Annotated in this window: 21 protein-coding genes; 18 read left to right on the forward strand and 3 right to left on the reverse strand. The window is 49.4% G+C overall.

What is annotated here, in order from left to right; genetic code table 11:
- The coding region (locus tag F1593_RS04505; protein ID WP_216368776.1) for a creatininase family protein at nt 1–217 on the reverse strand (217 nt) is incomplete at its 3' end.
- A gap of 129 nt (nt 218–346) precedes the next feature.
- Nucleotides 347–745 carry a creatininase family protein gene (locus tag F1593_RS04510; protein ID WP_149400356.1) on the reverse strand — a complete coding sequence of 133 codons (399 nt, stop codon included), beginning with the start codon at nt 743–745 and terminating at the stop codon, nt 347–349.
- Between the two features lie 376 nt (nt 746–1,121).
- Between F1593_RS04510 and F1593_RS04515 the strand changes: the two genes are divergently transcribed.
- From F1593_RS04515 to F1593_RS28175, 12 genes are all read left to right on the forward strand, one after another.
- Nucleotides 1,122–1,823, forward strand: a complete 702-nt coding sequence (locus tag F1593_RS04515; protein WP_149400357.1) for an RNA polymerase sigma factor — start codon at nt 1,122–1,124, stop codon at nt 1,821–1,823.
- A complete protein-coding gene (locus F1593_RS04520) occupies nt 1,817–3,514 on the forward strand; it encodes a DEAD/DEAH box helicase (protein ID WP_268907012.1) in 1,698 nt (565 codons plus the stop codon). The genes F1593_RS04515 and F1593_RS04520 overlap by 7 nt, the downstream gene beginning before the upstream one ends.
- A complete protein-coding gene (locus tag F1593_RS04525) occupies nt 3,514–3,882 on the forward strand; it encodes a hypothetical protein (RefSeq protein WP_149400359.1) in 369 nt (122 codons plus the stop codon). The genes F1593_RS04520 and F1593_RS04525 overlap by 1 nt, the downstream gene beginning before the upstream one ends.
- On the forward strand, nt 3,879–4,364 hold the full coding sequence (locus F1593_RS04530; protein WP_149400360.1) for a DUF488 domain-containing protein: 486 nt from the start codon (nt 3,879–3,881) through the stop codon (nt 4,362–4,364). Before F1593_RS04525 ends, F1593_RS04530 begins: the two co-directional genes overlap by 4 nt.
- A complete protein-coding gene (locus F1593_RS04535; protein WP_149400361.1) occupies nt 4,361–6,625 on the forward strand; it encodes a DNA methyltransferase in 2,265 nt (754 codons plus the stop codon). The genes F1593_RS04530 and F1593_RS04535 overlap by 4 nt, the downstream gene beginning before the upstream one ends.
- On the forward strand, nt 6,622–8,028 hold the full coding sequence (locus F1593_RS04540) for a DNA cytosine methyltransferase (RefSeq protein ID WP_149400362.1): 1,407 nt from the start codon (nt 6,622–6,624) through the stop codon (nt 8,026–8,028). The genes F1593_RS04535 and F1593_RS04540 overlap by 4 nt, the downstream gene beginning before the upstream one ends.
- Nucleotides 8,025–10,844 (forward strand): bifunctional DNA primase/polymerase, encoded by a 2,820-nt coding sequence (locus F1593_RS04545; protein WP_149400363.1) that lies wholly within the window; start codon nt 8,025–8,027, stop codon nt 10,842–10,844. The genes F1593_RS04540 and F1593_RS04545 overlap by 4 nt, the downstream gene beginning before the upstream one ends.
- Complete coding sequence (locus tag F1593_RS04550) at nt 10,841–13,042, forward strand: DNA polymerase (RefSeq protein ID WP_149400364.1); 2,202 nt, start codon at nt 10,841–10,843, stop codon at nt 13,040–13,042. Before F1593_RS04545 ends, F1593_RS04550 begins: the two co-directional genes overlap by 4 nt.
- 142 nt (nt 13,043–13,184) lie before the next feature.
- Nucleotides 13,185–13,511, forward strand: coding sequence for a hypothetical protein (locus F1593_RS04555; protein ID WP_149400365.1), 327 nt, complete (start codon nt 13,185–13,187; stop codon nt 13,509–13,511).
- A 192-nt stretch (nt 13,512–13,703) separates the two neighbouring features.
- Entirely contained in the window at nt 13,704–14,897 is a 1,194-nt protein-coding gene (locus tag F1593_RS04560) for an MFS transporter (protein ID WP_149400366.1), read from the forward strand.
- The gene (locus tag F1593_RS04565; RefSeq protein ID WP_149400367.1) at nt 14,897–15,622 is read left to right on the forward strand and encodes a hypothetical protein; all 726 of its coding nucleotides are present in this window, start codon (nt 14,897–14,899) and stop codon (nt 15,620–15,622) included. Before F1593_RS04560 ends, F1593_RS04565 begins: the two co-directional genes overlap by 1 nt.
- A 12-nt stretch (nt 15,623–15,634) precedes the next feature.
- Complete coding sequence (locus F1593_RS28175) at nt 15,635–15,808, forward strand: hypothetical protein (RefSeq protein WP_172631855.1); 174 nt, start codon at nt 15,635–15,637, stop codon at nt 15,806–15,808.
- Between the two features lie 113 nt (nt 15,809–15,921).
- Here F1593_RS28175 and F1593_RS04570 read toward each other — a convergent pair whose 3' ends face one another.
- Nucleotides 15,922–16,797 carry a hypothetical protein gene (locus F1593_RS04570; protein ID WP_149400368.1) on the reverse strand — a complete coding sequence of 292 codons (876 nt, stop codon included), beginning with the start codon at nt 16,795–16,797 and terminating at the stop codon, nt 15,922–15,924.
- A 329-nt stretch (nt 16,798–17,126) separates the two neighbouring features.
- Here F1593_RS04570 and F1593_RS04575 point away from each other — a divergent pair, with 329 nt between their 5' ends.
- The 6 genes from F1593_RS04575 (at nt 17,127) to F1593_RS04595 (ending at nt 19,536) form a co-directional block, all read left to right on the forward strand.
- Nucleotides 17,127–17,933: a 3'-5' exonuclease gene (locus F1593_RS04575; protein WP_149400369.1), complete on the forward strand. Its 807-nt coding sequence runs from the start codon at nt 17,127–17,129 to the stop codon at nt 17,931–17,933.
- A gap of 84 nt (nt 17,934–18,017) precedes the next feature.
- A complete protein-coding gene (locus F1593_RS04580) occupies nt 18,018–18,239 on the forward strand; it encodes a hypothetical protein (protein ID WP_149400370.1) in 222 nt (73 codons plus the stop codon).
- 96 nt (nt 18,240–18,335) lie between these two features.
- Nucleotides 18,336–18,488, forward strand: coding sequence for a hypothetical protein (locus F1593_RS28180; protein ID WP_172631856.1), 153 nt, complete (start codon nt 18,336–18,338; stop codon nt 18,486–18,488).
- 164 nt (nt 18,489–18,652) lie between these two features.
- On the forward strand, nt 18,653–18,895 hold the full coding sequence (locus F1593_RS04585) for a hypothetical protein (RefSeq protein WP_149400371.1): 243 nt from the start codon (nt 18,653–18,655) through the stop codon (nt 18,893–18,895).
- Between the two features lie 20 nt (nt 18,896–18,915).
- Entirely contained in the window at nt 18,916–19,098 is a 183-nt protein-coding gene (locus F1593_RS04590) for a hypothetical protein (RefSeq protein ID WP_149400372.1), read from the forward strand.
- 201 nt (nt 19,099–19,299) lie between these two features.
- The gene (locus F1593_RS04595; protein ID WP_149400373.1) at nt 19,300–19,536 is read left to right on the forward strand and encodes a hypothetical protein; all 237 of its coding nucleotides are present in this window, start codon (nt 19,300–19,302) and stop codon (nt 19,534–19,536) included.
- Nucleotides 19,537–19,638: the final 102 nt, after the last annotated feature.

Here is a 19,638-nt window from a genome sequence, read left to right on the forward strand (position 1 = left end):
CAATGTCATAGAGAATAGCCGAAAGTGTGCTGGTGCTTAATGCTAACGTCCCTAATCCTTTATGCTCCCAAGAGCAGCTAAAAGGGATTGCAGGCAACAATATCGCCTGTCCACTGGGGAATGATTTTGTAAGCTTTTCTGCGATGAGCTGGGCAATACGTAGGTCAGTATCCACTGGTAAATGTGGCCCATGTTGCTCACAGCTTCCTATTGGCAATATCACAACTCTTCTGTTTTCCGCATATAAATTTGATGCGGGCTGGTCTACATACATTTTAGCCTCCTCTAAACTTCATCTTTAGCCCTCTTTTACTATTTTAATTATAGCAGAATGTATAACAATTTCCTATAATGTAAATTGAACGCCAAAAACCATTGACAGGCACCTAATTTCATGGTAAATATAGAGTGTGAACTTCGAAATACATTGTTGAATGCCAAAAGGCAAGAATGAACGCGTTAGCACATTGAAAATGTCATAGAGAATAGCCGAAAGTGTGCTGGTGCTTAATGCTAACGTCCCTAATCCTTTATGCTCCCAAGAGCAGCTAAAAGGGATTGCAGGCAACAATATCGCCTGTCCACTGGGGAATGATTTTGTAAGCTTTTCTGCGATGAGCTGGGCAATACGTAGGTCAGTATCCACTGGTAAATGTGGCCCATGTTGCTCACAGCTTCCTATTGGCAATATCACAACTCTTCTGTTTTCCGCATATAAATTTGATGCGGGCTGGTCTACATACATTTTAGCCTCCTCTAAACTTCATCTTTAGCCCTCTTTTACTATTTTAATTATAGCAGAATGTATAACAATTTCCTATAATGTAAATTGAACGCCAAAAACCATTGACAGGCACCTAATTTCATGGTAAATATAGAGTGTGAACTTCGAAATACATTGTTGAATGCCAAAAGGCAAGAATGAACGCGTTAGCACATTGAATTTGAAGGGCTCCCATTCCTAAATGCGTCATTCGGGACGTAAAAAGCCTGAGGAGCGTTAGCGCACTCCACCAGGCTCATGAAACTTTTAAAACCACTATTCCAAGCGTTGTCAAGTCCTCGGTGTAGCATACTCGCAGAGAGGACTTGGCGTCAAGCAACCAAAGGAGCAAGATGCCATGATACACCATCCTCATATCCAGCTTACTCACGAGCAGCAGGATTGTTTAGTAGCACGAGCACGAGCGGGAGAGAAGGCTGCAAAGGATGATATTATCCTCTCTCTTTTCCCACGCTTGCAAGCAATGGCTTCCAAATTCATCTTTACGCATTTCCACAACAAGCATAGCGTTGAATGCGGGGACCTCGCCAATCAAGCTAGCATTACGGTGATAGAAATCTTCGATGTCGCATTAACCAAAGAGGACCCCTATGCCTATCTGATGAAAGCGGCAAAGCGTACCATGATTGAATATTACCTGCATGGCGACGCCGATACGATTAGAACGTGCCATCAGTATCAAGACCCCATTCCCGTCCTTAGCTTAGATACCCAATTAGAAGCAAGCGAAACGTTTTGTGCCGCATTGCAAACTGCTGAACTACGCCTGGAGGTTCCACCGACCCCAGAAGAAATCTATGCAGACCTCTACAAGGCTATTGAAACCCTTCCGGAAAAGCAGCGAGCAATCATTCGTCGATGCTACACCTTGGGTTTAGGTGATACACCCATCACGCTCAACGAAATGAGTCGTCTACTTTCTCCGAAATCACCCCGGCCTGCCAATGCCCATTATTACAACAAAACGGCACTGTCCGCACTGCGTACGCTTTTAACTCCTGCCTCTGCTGCCTACTGTGTTGGAGGTGCCAAGTGCTAGCGTCTTCTATTGCAGAGCATTCAACGATTCTGTTACGGCCGTATCAGGAAGCATGCATTGATCAAATCATGGCAGCATATAAGCGCCAGCCTATTGGTGGCAAGACTTTAGTGGTTCTCGCAACGGGAGGCGGAAAGACGGTGGTGTTTGCTGAAGTGGCCCGACGTCTTGGCCTCACCACGTTGATCATTGCCCATCGTCAAGAACTCCTTCAACAAGCTGCTGATAAGTTCCGAATGATTGATCCGACGGCTATTATTGGGCAGGTTGGAGCTGGACGCCATGAGTATGGGGCACCGGTAACTGTAGCATCAGTTCAAACAATTAGTCGCCCTGAACACCTCAAGAACTTGAAACTGTTTGGGTACCAGCTGGTCGTTATTGACGAATGCCACCATAGTGCGGCAAATGGGTATCAAGCAGTTCTAGACGCGCTTCCGGATGCCTTCGTGCTTGGAGTGACTGCAACCCCGGACCGTCTGGACAAGCAGAATATTGAGAACATCTTTGGTGAGCCCGTTTTTACAGCTTCAATCATCGATATGGTTGAGCAGCACTACCTCTGCGATCTGCGTGCGATTGCAATCCCGACTACGACATCACTGGATAACGTCCATACGCAAGCTGGGGATTTTAAACTGGATGAATTAGAAGTTGCTGTTGATACAGATGACCGCAATAATCGTATTGTTGCAGCATATCTCCAGCACTGTGAAGGACGCCAAGCTCTTTGTTTTTCAGTGACTGTGGAGCATGCAATACATCTGGCGGATGCGTTCAATGCATCTGGCGTGCGTGCGGCCGTTGTGAGTGGTGATACTGCACCAGAGCAACGGAAACGTCTCCTCCATGATTATGAACGCGGTGAGATACAGATACTGTGCAATTGTGGCGTGCTTACCGAGGGGTATGATTCTCCACAAACCTCTTGTATTATCGTCGCACGTCCTACCAAGTCAAGAGCACTCTTTGTCCAAATCGTTGGGCGCGGAACCCGCCTTGCCCCTGAAAAAAACGACTGTGTAATCCTGGATATCACGGACAATTGCCTCAAACATCGTATTCAACCTCTGACATTAAGCAAGGCATTAGAGTTATCCCTTCTCGACGGCGAGAGTGTGATCGAGGCCAAGAAGCGCGAGATCACAGAAATGGAAGCAGAAGAACACGAAAAAGAGGAACGGACAACAAAGGTTTCACGGCGCACGCAGGATCTCCTTCTCAATATGTTGGACCGAATGCCTTGGAAACGTCAATCTAACGGCGCATATGTCCTAGAGGTGGGCGTACACCAGCATAAAATCTACCTGACCCCCTCGGAAGAGAAAGATGGTTACTATTCCGTGTGGGCAAAGCTTGCTCCAGACTTCCAGAAGCAGCAATGGCTGAAAGACTCCACGTTAGAGTGGGCTCAACAGCATGCAGAAATGAAAGCACGACTTCTTCAATCAAGCGAGAAAAAGTTGGTTCTTGTTGATAATAATGCACCCTGGCGTAGTAACCCTGTCACTAAAGGCCAGATCTACATGCTACGTAAATACAACATTGCCTATACTCCAACCATTACATCGGGGGAAGCCTCTGATCTGATAGGCAGGGCAATAGAGGATGGCGCGAAAGCGAAAGCAGAGACGAAGGCAAAGAAGGCTCAGAAAGTCATTAAGAAGCTCATAAAGGGGGGCATACGATAATGGGACGACATTTGAAAGGAACGCCGAAACGCATGCCCCGTAAAGAGGCTCTTGATACCTTACGTCTGCTGCAAGAGAAATATATCGATCTCTTGTCGTATGGGCAATTTACGCAAGAGCACGAAAAGGAATTCCGTGCGCAACTGCGTGAAGCATTCGAATCGCTTACTGCAATGGTTTATGGTCCCCCTAGTTTGTGGCAATATTCCTTCCTTTGTAAAAAATGCCACAAGCGTTATGCAGAGATTGGGTGTACTGCAGAGTATGGGGATGACAGTAGTGGAAGTTACTACCACTCCTGCTGCAAGGTTTGTTACGACCAACTCAAAACAGAGGGCAAGCTTATCGAAGGTGAGGTGCAATTATGACACCAGAACGTTTGGCATCTCTTCAGGCCTTTCATATGCAGCAAGAATATCCAGTGAATTCGCTTCTGCCAGGCAGAGCACCCGAAGAAGGCGCGCTGACCACGATTGGCTATACAGAGCAGGATGCAGCATTGCACCTTGCACAGTACTTGGCTCAACCACGTACTGCTCTGATCGATATTCGCTACACGCCCTACTCTCGTTGGCGGCCGGAATGGAATAGCACCGCACTTCAAGCAGTATATGGACTGCGCTACACGCATATCAAGGCCTTAGGCAACGTCAACTATAAAACTCCTGGATCACCTATTCAGTTGCTTGATCCGGATCTCTCTGTGGCGAAGCTCGTGCAGTTGCTCCGACAAGGCATCAGTTTGAAGCTGCTCTGTGCCTGCAAAGATTATGAGCGTTGCCATCGGAAAGTTGTCTTTACCTTGGTCATGGAGGCCCTCGTTGCCTCACAGGGGGAGGTGCACGCATGAGCACAAGAGAAACCTATCAGGCATTTTTACAGACGAAGCAAGTGCGTGTACGGCCCGCCGGGATCGAGATCTCGTGCGCCGAACTGCATCCCAGGCTTTTCCCATTCCAACAAGTAATCGTTCAGTGGGCACTTCACCAGGGACAAGCCGCTATCTTTGCTGATTGTGGCCTGGGTAAGACTGGTATGCAACTCATCTGGGCACACGTGATTCACCAACGAACCAACCGTGATGTGCTCATACTGGCCCCCCTCACAGTCGCACGCCAAACCGTCAAGGAAGGTGGGGAATTTGGCCTATCGGTCCACATCTGTCGGTCACAGGCGGACGTGCAACCCGGGATCAACATCACCAACTATGAGATGCTTGCGCACTTTGATCCTGCTCATTTTGTTGGTGTCGTGCTCGACGAGAGCAGTATTCTGAAATCGTACATGGGCAAGACGAAACGAGCGTTGGTGGAGGCCTTTGCTGGCACGCCGTATCGTCTCTGCTGCACGGCAACCCCGGCACCCAATGATGTGATGGAGATTGGCAATCACAGCGAGTTCCTTGGCATTATGCCATCTAGCGAGATGCTCATGCGGTGGTTTATCAATGATACCATGCAGAATGGTCACTATCGCCTGAAAGGGCACGCCTCGCACGACTTCTGGCAGTGGATCTCCTCCTGGGCTATCTCGCTACGCAAGCCCTCTGATCTGGGGTGCTCTGATGAAGGATTTACCTTGCCAGAGCTGCGGATCACGCATCACTACATTGATACCGACATCACTACCGGTATGGAGCAAGGACAACTCTTCCGCGCTCCAGTCCTCTCAGCGACGAACTTGCATAAAGAGATGCGCCTCACTGCACCAGACAGAGCGCAGGCCGTTGCCGATTTGGTGAATGGAACTACAGAGACCTGGGCAATTTGGTGCAACACCAATTATGAAGCCGACGAGCTGGCGAAACGTATTCCGGATGCGGTAGAGGTACGCGGTTCGGATAGTCTCGACGCCAAAGAGCGGACACTCACCGCATTCACAATGGGTCACGCACGTGTGATCATCACCAAGCCAGGCATTGCTGGATATGGACTCAATTGGCAGCATTGCCATCATACCGCATTCGTTGGGCTATCCTACTCCTTTGAGGACTTCTATCAAGCGGTTCGGCGTTTCTATCGCTTCGGCCAAATGCATCCCGTCGAGGTGATCATCGTCGCAGCAGAGACCGAAGGCCCACTCGTGAGTGCCTTAGAGCGGAAGGTACAGGCGCATCTCCAAATGAGCGATGCCATGAACACCCAGACGGCTGCGCTGCCTGCACACGATGCGTTGGATCTTCAACGGCACGAGACATTCACTGTAGAGCAAGGAGAACAGTGGCAACTCTATCATGGTGATTGTGTGGCGGTCACCCAGCAGCTGCCAGCGGAAAGCGTGCATTTCAGCATCTTTAGCCCACCCTTTAGTAATCTTTACATCTATTCGGATGCCGTTGAGGACATGGGAAACTCGGCAGGTGATGAGGAGTTCTTCCGCCATTTCGATTTCTTGATCCCTGAATTGCTCCGGATCACTCGACCGGGACGCCTGTGCGCAGTGCATTGTAAGGATCTGATCAACTACAAATCTCGCGATGGCGCAGCTGGCATTCGAGATTTCTCTGGAGAGCTCATTCGGCACTTCAGTACGGCCGGCTGGCAATATCACTCAAAAGTGACCATCTGGAAGGACCCGGTGATCGAGATGCAGCGCACCAAAGCGCATGGCTTGCTCTATAAGCAATTGCGTGCGGATAGCACCTTTTCGCGGCAAGGCCTGGCGGAATATCTCTTGATTTTCCGCAAATGGGCACACACTGAAGAGGAAGAGGCACAGATCGAACCGGTTACTCACACCACAGAGGATTTTCCTCTAGAGATCTGGCAACGCTATGCGTCCCCCGTCTGGTTTGATATTCGGCAAACACATGTGCTCAACGTTGAGCAGGCACGGGAAAGCCCGGATGAGAAGCATATCTGCCCCTTGCAATTAGATGTGATTGAGCGCGCGCTTCAGCTCTGGAGCAATCCTGGTGAGACGATCTTCTCTCCCTTCACCGGCATTGGTTCCGAAGGCTATGAGGCACTGCGCTTAGGACGGCACTTCATTGGGGTTGAACTCAAGGAAAGCTACGTGAAAGCTGCACGGAAGAACCTAGAGCGGATACTTCAGAAGAAAACGCAAAGGACGTTGTTCGATGAGTTTGCAGAGAGTGAGGTGCTCGCATGACGCTTGATATTACGGTCACTGATATGTTTTGTGGAGCCGGTGGGAGTACCACCGGTGCCATTCAGGCAGGAGCACGGGTCAATCTCGCGATTAATCATTGGGCACGGGCTATTGAGACCCACAACACGAATTATCCTGAGGTCACACATGCCTTGACTGACTTGCACATGGCGAATCCACGCCGCTTCCCTGGATCGACCATCCTAGAGGGGAGTCCTGAATGTACCGAGCATACCCTCGCCAAAGGGCGAAAACGCACGGGGCAAGGCCAATTAGAACTGTGGGACACAGGCGCTTCAGATCTGGCAACAGCGGCAGAGGAACGCAGTCGCTGTACTATGTGGACACCATTGGATTGGGCGGAGTGCCACAACTACCAAGCCGTTATTCTCGAAAATGTGGTGGATGTCCATCTTTGGAGACCTTTTCAAGCATGGTTACAGGCGTGGCGTAGCCTCGACTACGATTTCGAGGTGGTGTACCTCAATTCAATGCACGCCCATCCAACGCCTCAGAGTCGAGATCGGATGTACTTTGTAGCCTGGAAACGTGGTAACCGACGCCCGAACCTCAAAATCACACCAGCTGCTCATTGTGGCCCATGTGCCAAAGATGTTGCATCCATTCAATGCTGGAAAAATCCAACACGCCGCTATGGCAAATACAAACAGCAATATGTCTATTGTTGCCCACGCTGTGCACAGGAGGTAATACCATACTACTATGCGGCCGCGACGGCAATTGATTGGTCTGTGCCTGCACCGCGCATTGGTGCTCGAAAAAAACCATTGAAGGAGAAGACACAGAACCGCATCAAGTATGGATTGGAAAAGTTTACGAGAGAGAACCATCCTTTTTTGCTTCAGACCTCTCATGGTGTCTGTGGGCATGCAAGTTATGTGACATCGGCCTCTGAGGTCCCCTTTCCTACTCAAACCACGCGACAGGATATGGCCTTGTGTGTGCCTTCACCTTTTATTCTTGATCATCTGGGGGAATATCGCCCACGAAGTATCACCAGGCCCCTTTCCACTGTGTGTGCAGCTGGAAACCATCACAGCATCATCCTCCCCCCGCAGGCACAGGCGTACTTGATGACCTACTACAATCATGGACAGCTCCTTCCTGTGCATGAAGCCGCGCCAACGGTGACAACGCTTGAACGGCATGCCCTCGTTACGACGGAGAATGCGGCCCCAGATATAGAGGATTGTGGCTTTCGGATGCTGATACCCAAAGAGATTCAAGCAGCAATGGCCTTCCCTGAAAACTATGTTGTGACGGGAACCCATCGTGAGCAGGTCAAGCAACTGGGAAATGCGGTAACACCGCCGGTCATGAAGTTATTAATGGAGCGTGTGCTTGCCTCACTGGCAGGCGGTGTATCGGGAGGATTACAATGACCACTCTAGCATCACCAAACATTTGGACAGAGCCGGTCCCAGTTCAAATTGCGCTTGAAGCGAGTCAACGGCTTCATTGGTCTATCATCCCTCTCGACGAGGAAAAGCGACCACCCAAAGTCGGGGGATTCCATCAAGATGGTACACCGAAACGGTTGTCTTGGAAGCGATTCCAGAGTCGATGTGCCTCTCCGCAAGAGATTCTGAATTGGCAAAAAATTTACACGCCTTTTGCTTGGGCTGTTGTCACCGGTGCAATAAGTGGGGTTCTCCTTCTTGATTTTGATCGGAAGGAGGGCAAAGAGACGTGCCAGCAGCTTGGATTGAATCCGCATGTTCATACCGGGTCCGGTGGCTACCATGTCTACTTCAAACATCCCGGTTGGCATGTTCCCACCCTCAATAGCATCTCGAAAAAAGAGTTGGGGGACCGCTGGCCCGGTCTAGATATCCGCGCTGATGGGGGCTATGGCGCATTCTGTGGCGGGAATACCAATGGACCGTATATCTGGGTACGCGAACCGATACTGGAAACGGTAGATATTCTTCCGCATAACCTTCGTACCTTCCTAGGACTCCTTGCAGCTCCGGAGATGAGGCCACAAGATGAGCCTGTTTCCCCATCGGAACCCCATGGGAATCTCGAAAGGATACTGCTGGAGCGTGCCCTGTCTGCAATTGCAGCCGGGACCGGTCGCAATGATGCTGGCTTTTGGTTGGCCTGCCAACTGCGAGATAATGCGTTCCCCCTGGAATCCGCGAAGGTGGTTCTTCAAGACTATGTCCAACGGGTTCCATCGACCAATAGCAAAGGGCATCATGAACCCTATACTCTGGAGGAGGCGCACGCCAGCGTGCGTAGTGCCTTCGCAGAAAGGGCACGCAGCCCCTGGGAACCATCTGCACCACGAACACAACCTGCCCCCAATGACGGTGGCAGGGGTGGCGCAGACACAGGGACACACGTCGGTGTAGCTACTCCTGCGCCCCAAGACTTGCCCGATATTATCATTGGTGGTGATCAACTCCGTGATGTGACGAATCAAGCCATTGCAGCCATTTTGCGACAAGAGCGAAAAAACCCCACGCTCTTCTTACAATCAGCGCGCCTCGTCCGCATCACTTGGAATGAGACGAAGCGTCCCTGGATTGCCCAGATGGGTATCAATGAAATCAAAGAAGCACTCACACATTCCGCAAACTACTACCGACTCAAAAAGGTTCCTGGTGCGGAACAGGACTATATCAAAATCGCGGTCTCGCCACCAAAGGAGGTGGCAGAGCAGATCCTCGCACGACAGACGCAAAAGCCCTATTTGCCGTTCCCCCCGCTCGTTGGGATCGTCGAAACACCGGTCCTGCGTCCGGATGGCACGATTGTGGATCAGCCTGGCTATGACAAGAAAACCCGACTCTACTATGCTCCACAGGAAGGAATGGAGGCATGCGCGATTCCATCCACACCAACGCTGGCAGAGCGCGAGGCGGCATTGAAACTGATCTGGGACGCCATTGGTGAATTCTCGTATGTGGGCGATGCTGATAAAGCCAACGCGCTCGGTCTCTATCTGACACCCTTGATTCGGCCGGCGGTGAAACGCCACGTTCCGCTCGCGATTATTGACGCTCCCAAGCCGGGCTCTGGCAAAGGCCTGCTCAGCGATGGCGTTTCGACAATTGCCACGGGAAATAGCGCAGTAATTCTTACGATGTCAGACAGCGCGGAAGAGATGCAAAAAGCAATCACATCACTTCTCATTGAAGGCACGACTATTATCACGATTGATAATATTGCTGGTCGTCTCCAATCAAGCCATCTTGAAGCAGTGCTCACCGCCGATATGTGGCGAGGGCGCATTCTAGGACAATCCAAAATGACAAACGTCCCCCAACGCGCGACGTGGTTGGCAACCGGGAATAATATCAAAATTGGCGGTGATCTAGCACGCCGTTGTTATCGTATCCGCTTGGACCCCAAAGTTTCTCGACCATGGATGCGAGTGGGGTTTACACATAGCGATCTCATCACTTGGATTGCAGAGCGCCGCCCGGCTTTGATTTCCGCCCTGCTCACGTTGGCGCGTGCCTGGTTTGTGGCAGGGAGCCCCCAGTATGATCATATCCCCGCATTGGGCACCTTTACCGGATGGAGCAAAACCGTGGGCGGGATCTTAGAGTATGCCGGGGTAACCGGATTCCTTTCTAATCTGGACACCCTCTATGGTGAAGCCGACGAAGACAATGCGCAATGGGAAGGCTTTTTCCAATCGTGGCTCGAAACCATTGGCGAGGAGTGGGTCACGAGCGCCAATCTTTTCCAGTATATTACCGTTGCGAGGGGTGGTAATGACATTGCAGGGGATGGTGATGAAAAATGCGACTCTGACCTGGCAGAATCGTTGCCTGCGAACCTCCAAATTGCCCTCAAAGACAAGCCCAATAGCTTCAAAGTACGCCTCGGAAAGGCGCTTGATAGGCGGGTTGATGAATGTTTCGGTTCGGAAAATATTCATCTAGAAAAGATGCGCGAGAAACACCGCAATTTGAGTCTGTGGAGAGTTTTGCGAGGGGTTGCGGAGGTTGTACCAGTCACGTGTGAGAAAAAAAATCTCCTTGAGGAAAATGCGTATACAGACGACAGCTACAACCTCCGCAACCCCTCGCAAATGCCCACTCTCAGCGAGGCGAAAAATACGCGAGTTGGCTTTCCAAGCGGGCTTGACCCATCTTCAATGTCACAAGAAAGGGTACAAACGCCCCAAATTGAGGGTCAACCCCTCGCAAGTGCAACCGAATGGGAGGATATTGAGCTATGAAAGATATCACAACGTTGGACTTTCTTGCGGAGCTACGACAGAGACGCATCGAGGTGACGAGCAGTGAGGGGAAACTGCACATTCATGCCCCAAAGGGCGTTTGTACTCCCGAACTGAAGACACAACTCCAGGAACGGAAAGCCGAGCTGCTCATGACATTGGCGCAAGAAGCAAAAGCATCCCTTGCATCCGCGCCAGATACCTGCGCTACCTGTCAGACACCAATCGACGCCGAAGATCGAGATTTTTGTTATACTCCGTCGGGTGCATGCTACTGCATACCCTGTTGGGAACGTCAGCTAGATCAGCCACTCACGTCAAGCCAATCCCTTGCGCTGCTTAAACAGTGCTTCCATGATCACACAGAGCTTGCGATAGACCTGGAAACTACGGGGTTGAATGCACGTACCTGCAAGGTCGTTAGTATCACAGTTGGGACTCCGGAGAAGACCGTGATCATCGACACGCGTCCGTACTATCACTGGTCGGAAATGGAACAATGGACCTATCGGAACGCGCTTCAGCAATTCTTTCATCAGTCCCAGATTTGTTGGATCGGGCACAACCTGAAATTTGACTGGCAGTTCCTGGCAGTCCATTTCGGCATCGGCTTGCGCAGTGTCTACGATACGATGCTTGCAGAGCAGCTGCTCGAACATCGGGAGATATCTCTCAAAGCGACGGTGGCGCACTACCAGCTAGGAGAGATGCACAAGGAAGAGCGCTCCTGGTTCATCGATCTGGACCGCCGGCCGGGAGATTGGAGTGCCGCCTTCCCTGCAGGCCAATGCACCTATATGCGGCAAGATGTTGTGCAAGCCTACCACGTGTTTCGAAAACAGCGCGCGTCTATCGAGGCAGGGCAACTTACACAGGTTGTCGCGTTAGAGAATAGCGCGCTCCCTGCATTGGCAGCAATGGAAGTTCATGGGGCGCTCATCGATGTTGCGCGATGGAAAAAGGTGCTTCAAGCCAAGCGTGAACGACAGGCAGAGTTAGAGCCTGTGCTGCAAGAGGGACTTATACAGCCTCTGCGAGACGCTCGCGCAGCAACATATCAAGAGTATCAGCAAGCTGTTCGCAACATCTGGAGTTCTCCTTCCAAGGTTCGACCAAGTTGCCCAGTTGATCCTTGGAAACCCATCAACCTTTCATCTGCGGATGACCTGAAAGAAGCGCTCGCGGTAGCAGGTATCCACGTGGAAAGTACCCGTGAGGAAGCGCTAGAGGTGCACAAAGCCCATGCATCGATCATCAAACCGTTGCTGGAATGGCGCAAACTGCAACATTTTTGCGATGCATTTGGGGAAAATCTTCTAGCACATATCCAGATAGATGGACGCATTCACGCCGATTTTCGCCAGATTGGGGCAGTGTCCGGCCGGATAATCTGCAACAAACCCAACTTACAACAGATTCCCAAGAAAGCAGAAGAGGAAAGCGATGATGTGGATCTCCGCCAATGCTTTGTGGCAGCGCCAGGTAACGTGTTACTCACGGCGGATCTCAGTAACATAGAGTTGCGTATCTTAGCTGATTTTGCACGGGACAAGGCAATGCTTCGTTTCTTTGCGGAAGGGAAAGACTTGCACGCGGAGACAGCCAAGCTAATGTTTGGGTTACCAGAGGAGACCAATACCAAGAAACACCTGTACAAAGGCGTAGCGGTACGCAGTATTGCGAAAACGATCAACTTTGGCCTCGCGTATGGCATGGGGGCATCTGGGCTTGCAGGGCGAACGGGAGTGAGTCTCGACGAGGCACGTTCTCTAATGCGCAAGTACTTCGACACCTATGCAGGAGTTGCACGGTTCCTCAAACAATCGGCGGCGAGCGCATTGCGGAAGGGCTATGCGACAACAGCATCAGGGCGAAAAAGGTCATTTCCAACGGCATCGATTCAAAGCCAGAGCGAGCGTGGACGCATTGAACGCTCAGCCAAGAACCACCCGATCCAGGGTACCAATGCGGATGTACTCAAACGTGCTCTCGCATTGCTGTATACCACACTTCCAGAGGTTGTGCATATTACGCTGACAGTGCACGATGAGATTGTATTGGAGTGTCCAAGTGATCTCGTCGAAGAGGCAACACGCATCTTACAAGGTGCAATGGTGCAGGCTTGCCGAGACTATCTCCCAGTCGTTCATATTCCGGAGCCAGATGTATTGATAGATACATGTTGGAGAAAAGAGTAAAACGAGAGATGCTGATAGCCACCCCTTCTGCATGGGGTGGCATACCTGCGTAAGAAATTTATGTGCGTATAGAGGTAAATAGTAGAACCTTTTTTTACTATTTACTAGTGTGATCAAATCTACAAATGAAAGGGACAGCTCGATGGCAGTAACATTATTGACCGACGCTGAATACAAAAGCATCAAAGACAACATGTCCACCCTCAAAGCCTTTGCAGACGACAAAGACGCAAGCCCCCGTGCCGCGTCGCATTTTCGCGCAGTCATCAAAGCACATGCAGACTTCATCGCAGTTGAGGACGGCAAACGTGCCTTGGACAAAGCGAAGAAAGAGCAACGAGCGACTCAAGAACAAGAGCGCATCCAGCGTCAGCAGGCACGCCTGACCAAACTTCAGGAAAAGATGAAGTCCGGCACTTCTAAAGATGCCCCTGCACACACGCCTGGTAAGTCTGAAAAATCAGCATAAATTTGCACCTCAAATAATGCGATCAAAAAGCGAGCTAAAAACAAAGTAAAATCGTGACAGTCTTCCGACATACCGATGTCACGATCGTAGGTTTTTAAGCTCGCTTTTCTACACCCCCATTACCTGAGTATTACCTGATTTAACCAGCGCGATTTTTACAAATTTACGAGCAAAATTAGGAGTGAAAACCCAATGGGATTATTTGATAAAGTCAACCCATTTAAGGGGCGGCAATCTGGAAATAAACAGCAAGTCCAGACTGCAAGCCCGCCTCAGACAAACCAGCCAACTACGAGTCAACAGTCCCAGGCAAGTCAACAATCGGCGGCAGCTGGTAACTTAAATAGAGTCCAGGCTGGCAATGTATCGCTGGTAACACACACACCTGAACAAGCGCTCCAGCAAGTTGAAGATGAAAGTGCAGATATTCTTTTCGGAGAGTCTCGTCAGCATAAAATCATGGCTACGCTCAATCAGAACTGGGCTTTAATTGGTCCTCTTCTGTTTGCGGTCGCGACGGTCATGGAGATATTCCTTGTCTTATGGTCATTTATGCGAGACCATAATGTCTTTTACGCAGCGACGTTGCTGGCTGTATCGATTATTGCAGAGATGACACTTGTAACGGTCTCTTTCGCCGCTCACATGATCCGCTCACGAGCGGCGAAGCGCAACGGAGGTATGACCCGTGAGGAGAAGATAAAGCTTGCTACGATCAAGAACGTCTGGTACTTGCTTTCTATCTTCATTGCAACGACGCAAGTGTTCTTTATTGTCACTCAATCCGATACGACGAAAGCATCGATAACCGTGCTTGTGACTATAGCGATAGTGCGAGCAGCAGTATCAATGGTTGCTGATTATTATACCGCCTATATTGCTGATGAAAGACCGGACGACTCCGAGAGGGCACTAGAGATTAAAGAACAAAAGACTCAGTTTGCAGAGAAGCTTCTGCAAGGGGAGGGAAGAAAAATAACCGTCATCAACGCGGAGTCTATCAACGTTCAAGAGCGCGCACAAGCCGCTACGATCAATCAGAAACGAACGGAACAAAAAGCGGCTATGGAAATGGATGTACTACGTACTGAGCAAGAGTTAGCTCGTCTTGAAAATCAAAACAGGATAGCAAAGGCAAAAGCTCAGTACGAGGGAGAGGCTGAATGGTCGAGGCTACAAGTCGCTTTTATGCGCCAGCAACAAGCACAATTAGCGGAGGCGGCAAAAAGCCTCGTTGGCGAGTCTGAGAAGGATAAGGAGGTCAAATCAACACTCCACTACATCTTGAGCGAAGTTAAATCCCTTAAAGATCGTCCAAACGAGAGTCCAGACACTAGCCCTCTTCGCGTGATTAACGGTCCTATGAGACAAGAGGATGATGTCTAATGACAGAGCGCCCATTTAGTCGATATACACGAGAAAAATCATGGGCAGCACTCTATAGCCAGCACATCAATGCTGGCTATGTGCTTATCCCGCATAGCAGGACGAACAATAGCATTGCAGTGATACGTCGCGAGCCAGCCGAAAAAGTACAGGAGATTACCCGTAAGTTGTACGAGCATGCTGATCAATGCGATGCTTTTTTTAATCAGAGTGATGCGGATGAACCCAACGATCCGGAGGTGGCGGACCTGCTCAAGCGATCGAAGCATGCCGTAGTGCTAGCGCGTTCTTCTGACTACTACCACTACCATCTCGACGACAAAGAGGATATGGGAGTTTTCGGTTTAGTGATATGTGGCATCCATGATAGTTATCTCCAGCTACCCGTCTGGGAGCTGAGAAACAATAAGCGCTATGCTGCTCGCGAGACAAGCATAGACATCTCCTCTCCTGTTTTTGAGCATGCACGTAAGACGCAAGTAGGGCATTCTATCTTACTTGGAGCACTCCACAACGGGGATAAGATAGCCAAGGCATTTTTAGAGGCTCTAAAGAAGCGCCAAGAGCGCACATACTGGCGTATCCGTGCTGAAGTGGATGCAATGCAAGAGGCTCAATATCGAGGTCGTCACCTGGCATTCATGACCGAGCTTGAGCGCAAAGAAGTGGGAGCCAAAATCAGTCAGGGATTGAAACTCTATTATGCAAAACGTCGATCATCATAAAGAGCAGTTCCAATGTCAGAACAGAACTACACACCAGAGCAAGAGAAGGCTCTTGAAAACAAACTGCTCAACGAAGCTATAGAGCAGCTCCAATCCGTTGCAACACAAACTCGTATACAAAATGCGGTCGCATCCAGCATGAAGAAGACAATCTGGCAGCGCATCGTGTATGTGTTCAAACGCTGAGCAGTGTAAACAGTTACCCCAAGTTTAGGTTTGTCGCACGCTAAGCTGAGGTTCCCTTTTCCAGGTGTAGAGAGTGGTGGTCTTTGGGACACCTCTCTCTACGTAAAGGCATATCAAACCGTCTTCAATCGAGAAAAGAAGAAGGTTGCACAAACGAATATGCACCCAAAAATAAGCGAAAGCACGATAACAACCCCACTAATTACATCAACAAGAATGCCATTTGTGCTAGAGATGCGAGGAGCATACAGGATTACAATTCCAAAAATAATCATTAAAAGAAACAAACACAGCGCCAGGATAAATGATTTTAGTGTCACGTCTTGGCGATGTTTCTCCATACTGAGCGGTTTCTGAGCGACCAAATCAGATTGAAGTGTCGCCACTTTCACCTCTAAATCTTGCGTTTTTGTCTCCACAATAGCAGATAAAGTCTGTTCTTTCCTTGCGAAAACATCTAGCAATGTTTGGTTATGTTTGGATATTTCTTTGGTTTCCTTTGCGACCAACTTGGATACATCCTCCGTGAGCGCTACGACTCGTGACGCTTCACCTTGAATACGCTGGAACGATTTCTCTACTGTAGATTCAATAGCTGTCTGAGCTGTCTGTAACTTTTGCTGGTGCTCCTCCAGATCAGAAAAGAACGTTTCTATACGCTTGTTTAAAAGAAGGTCATTCTCGCTCTGGAGTGGTGCAATTAAACTACCGTGCCATTCAAGAAAATCAGCCGCATGTGCTTTGCGTGTTAATTCATCTGTAGTGACCATTGGAAGCGATACGGTATCCTTTCCATCCAGCTTCAAAAAACCCCATTGGTCTGACCTAATCTGTTTGTTGGGATCCGTACGAACATACATCCAGAGTGAATGTGCGGGTGCAAGAGTGGGATATGGATCTCGTACTTTCAACGCAAACATCGATGATCCATCACTACGGACGGAATAAAGACTGTTTTCCGTTTGAATTACTTCACTCAGTTGTGGCATCTAGTTTACCCTTCCCTGCTCAACATCTATTAGCTTCTTATTACTCAAGACACCGTACAAAGCGCAATACAAGTATATATCATTAGAGTGGCAATATTGTATATATTTAAGTATACAGATATACAGCTTGAAGTCAAGAAACAACAAATGACCTTGAAAACGAAAGCTATTGCTCGCAGTATCACGCTAGATACAGGATAAAAGCATCTTTTCCATTATTCATATTGACTGGGAAAGATGCTTTTTTATTTATGTGCATATCAAGGGTAATTATGAAGGAGTTTATCTACATACGAATACTTATAAACAGAAAACTAAAGGAGAAACGCATGGATCTAAACAAAGCTGTAGCAGAAGTGGATAGTATGCTTGATCGAGAGATCTCATATCGAGGTGCGGGTGGAGTAGAAGAGTTACTGGCATCGTTGAAAGCGCGTGCTCGACTAGATACATGTATTGGAAGCATTGAGGAGACTACCTATAGCCTACGTCGCAAGCAGCGTCGCCTCTCAGACCTTCCACCACTAGATGTCGTACGCTGGGCACAAACGGTGCTTTGCATGCCCAATCTCGTTTTCTTAGAGCTGGATACAACGGGACTTTATCAAGAAGCAAAGATCATCCGAGTGACCGTATTGGACGGCGTCGGCGCATGTCTTCTCGATCTCTTTGCAAGGACCTCTAACCCCATTCCTCAAAATATTGAGCGTATCACAGGGATTACGAATCAAGATCTCCAGTCGAAAGGCCAAGATATCATCTCTGTGCTAGGGCAGCTGCAAGAGGTACTCACAGGGAAATATGTCTTGTCATACAATCTCGATTTTGATACTGAGAAACTTCAAGAGGCAGCAGCTCGCCTCGAAATTGAGCCAACCCACTTTATTGGGGAAGACTTGATGCTACAGGCTACGCGCTACTTCGTTACGCAGCGGTATCCACGGTTAGAAACTGTCTGCCAGCAAATTGGAAAGCCATTGCCTGCACAGCCCGGCCAGATATCGATTGACCGAGCGAAAGGGCAGATTGCACTCATACATGCCATCGCGAATGCGGTCACAACGGCGCAACCGGCAACAACTCCCCCGGTGGATATTGACAATAATGATGACGACTTAGATGAGCATCCGTTTTAGCCTCTGAAATTTCGGCTATTCGCAAAAGTGCGTGGGAATTATACAAGATGTTCACACGCTAATTTGTAACGGAGGATACGAAAAATGAACGGAACCTACCAAGTTATCAAGAACGGCAATCAGCCAGTCTATCAACACGGATCGCCATTTGAAGCAATGTCCATTCAGAAGAAATTACAGCGACATGCACAACGCAATCACAGCGGAGCCAATTATCAAGTATCCCCGCCTGTCTGTCCTGACTGCGAGTGCCCCATCCTTTTCAGCATATTCACTGGTTACGTATGCGAGTGCGAACCAGAATAATTGTAGCAAATGTTACGGCGTGATGTGTGAAAGTTTTACACGATTCCACGCACTTTTGCGAATAGCCGAAATTTCAACAGGATAGGGGTTACGCATTTGGCAACACTGCATAAAACGCAAGGGCGTGGCTTGAGTGAGATAAAACTGAAGCCAGTCCATCCGGCACAGTTCGCACTGTACTTCATTCTCGTAGTGCTCTGCATCCTGATTACTGCTGTCAGCATTCTTCTGATCACCACGCACATTTAGAAAGAGCTGCACATGAAATTCTTACTCTTTTGCATCGTCGTCGTGCTTATCGTTGTCGCCATGACCACTCTTATCGTCTTAGCGACGCGCATCTAATTGGATCACATACTATCGACAATCATATTGGCAGGCCAAATTTACAGAAACAAGAAGGGGATAATCCTATGAAACAGACATTTCCAAAGAGCACAGTATCCGCTGCTCACAACGCATTCGCGCAGACCATGATTGGATTTGAGCACGCCATGTACGCGAACTTCCACCACCTGACCTACTTACCTATTATTCTCTTCCTGATCGCCGGTGGGATTCTGCTGGCGTCATTCAGCACGAAGCATGGCGGAGCGCGCGCCGCTAGCTATGCCGTGGCTATCCTGCTCGTCGTCGCCTGTGTGTTCATCATCTAAAAATATCAGAAAGGCAACTCATGGAGAAGGATACGCCCATCTATAAAAATTTCGAAGATGCACAAGCTGCACTGGACCGGGGCGAAGAAGTTCGTATTGAAGTTGAGCCCTTCACGGTACCATTGGATTTGTTAAGACTGGCGCGCCAATTTCAGGATAAAGAACGGTTGAACCAGTGGCGGGCCACTGAAGGGATCAATTAATGGACAAACAAACGTGTGTTAACTGCTAAGGTTGGCCGCCAACCACCTGCGCCAGCTGCGACTAACCTTTCTGTGGAGAGTGCAATGATGCGCTCAACGAAGAACAAGGCAAGGAATGAGATGGCATGTGTTGGAAGTGCCGCGAAAAGCACGCTGGCACCTACGACGGCGAGGACAAATAGTTTTTGAAAGGATATCGATATGGATTATTGCACTTGCGGGGGTCCTCTGGACTTCTCACCAGATGGCGTTCATTGCCTATCATGCTCGGAGGCGGGCTCATTTGTGCAGGTTGACAGCGTATCCAGCATGGTTACTGACATGCGTGCTGCTGGCTTCTCTGCTTGGAGCACTGGCGGTGGTTTCGCTACTAATATGACCGATGAAGAGTACAGCACGTTTATGACTGCTCGTGGATACGTTCGCGACGACACATAAAAAATGGTAGCTCTTGCGAGCCACCACATTGAAACATTCGATGCTTGGCTTAGTTCTAGGCAGTCCTGGCCGGGCATCTAAAGAAAGAATACCACAAGAGGA

The sequence above is a fragment of the Dictyobacter arantiisoli genome (assembly GCF_008326305.1).
Lineage (GTDB): Bacteria > Chloroflexota > Ktedonobacteria > Ktedonobacterales > Ktedonobacteraceae > Dictyobacter > Dictyobacter arantiisoli.

What these genes read in the sequence shown, in the direction of transcription:
- F1593_RS04510 (WP_149400356.1), bottom strand. Translation starts at nt 745, where the DNA reads ATGTATGTAGACCAGCCCGCATCAAATTTATATGCGGAAAACAGAAGA.
- F1593_RS04515 (WP_149400357.1), top strand. Translation starts at nt 1,122, where the DNA reads ATGATACACCATCCTCATATCCAGCTTACTCACGAGCAGCAGGATTGT.
- F1593_RS04525 (WP_149400359.1), top strand. Translation starts at nt 3,514, where the DNA reads ATGGGACGACATTTGAAAGGAACGCCGAAACGCATGCCCCGTAAAGAG.
- F1593_RS04530 (WP_149400360.1), top strand. Translation starts at nt 3,879, where the DNA reads ATGACACCAGAACGTTTGGCATCTCTTCAGGCCTTTCATATGCAGCAA.
- F1593_RS04535 (WP_149400361.1), top strand. Translation starts at nt 4,361, where the DNA reads ATGAGCACAAGAGAAACCTATCAGGCATTTTTACAGACGAAGCAAGTG.
- F1593_RS04540 (WP_149400362.1), top strand. Translation starts at nt 6,622, where the DNA reads ATGACGCTTGATATTACGGTCACTGATATGTTTTGTGGAGCCGGTGGG.
- F1593_RS04545 (WP_149400363.1), top strand. Translation starts at nt 8,025, where the DNA reads ATGACCACTCTAGCATCACCAAACATTTGGACAGAGCCGGTCCCAGTT.
- F1593_RS04550 (WP_149400364.1), top strand. Translation starts at nt 10,841, where the DNA reads ATGAAAGATATCACAACGTTGGACTTTCTTGCGGAGCTACGACAGAGA.
- F1593_RS04555 (WP_149400365.1), top strand. Translation starts at nt 13,185, where the DNA reads ATGGCAGTAACATTATTGACCGACGCTGAATACAAAAGCATCAAAGAC.
- F1593_RS04560 (WP_149400366.1), top strand. Translation starts at nt 13,704, where the DNA reads ATGGGATTATTTGATAAAGTCAACCCATTTAAGGGGCGGCAATCTGGA.
- F1593_RS04565 (WP_149400367.1), top strand. Translation starts at nt 14,897, where the DNA reads ATGACAGAGCGCCCATTTAGTCGATATACACGAGAAAAATCATGGGCA.
- F1593_RS28175 (WP_172631855.1), top strand. Translation starts at nt 15,635, where the DNA reads ATGTCAGAACAGAACTACACACCAGAGCAAGAGAAGGCTCTTGAAAAC.
- F1593_RS04570 (WP_149400368.1), bottom strand. Translation starts at nt 16,797, where the DNA reads ATGCCACAACTGAGTGAAGTAATTCAAACGGAAAACAGTCTTTATTCC.
- F1593_RS04575 (WP_149400369.1), top strand. Translation starts at nt 17,127, where the DNA reads ATGGATCTAAACAAAGCTGTAGCAGAAGTGGATAGTATGCTTGATCGA.
- F1593_RS04580 (WP_149400370.1), top strand. Translation starts at nt 18,018, where the DNA reads ATGAACGGAACCTACCAAGTTATCAAGAACGGCAATCAGCCAGTCTAT.
- F1593_RS04585 (WP_149400371.1), top strand. Translation starts at nt 18,653, where the DNA reads ATGAAACAGACATTTCCAAAGAGCACAGTATCCGCTGCTCACAACGCA.
- F1593_RS04590 (WP_149400372.1), top strand. Translation starts at nt 18,916, where the DNA reads ATGGAGAAGGATACGCCCATCTATAAAAATTTCGAAGATGCACAAGCT.
- F1593_RS04595 (WP_149400373.1), top strand. Translation starts at nt 19,300, where the DNA reads ATGGATTATTGCACTTGCGGGGGTCCTCTGGACTTCTCACCAGATGGC.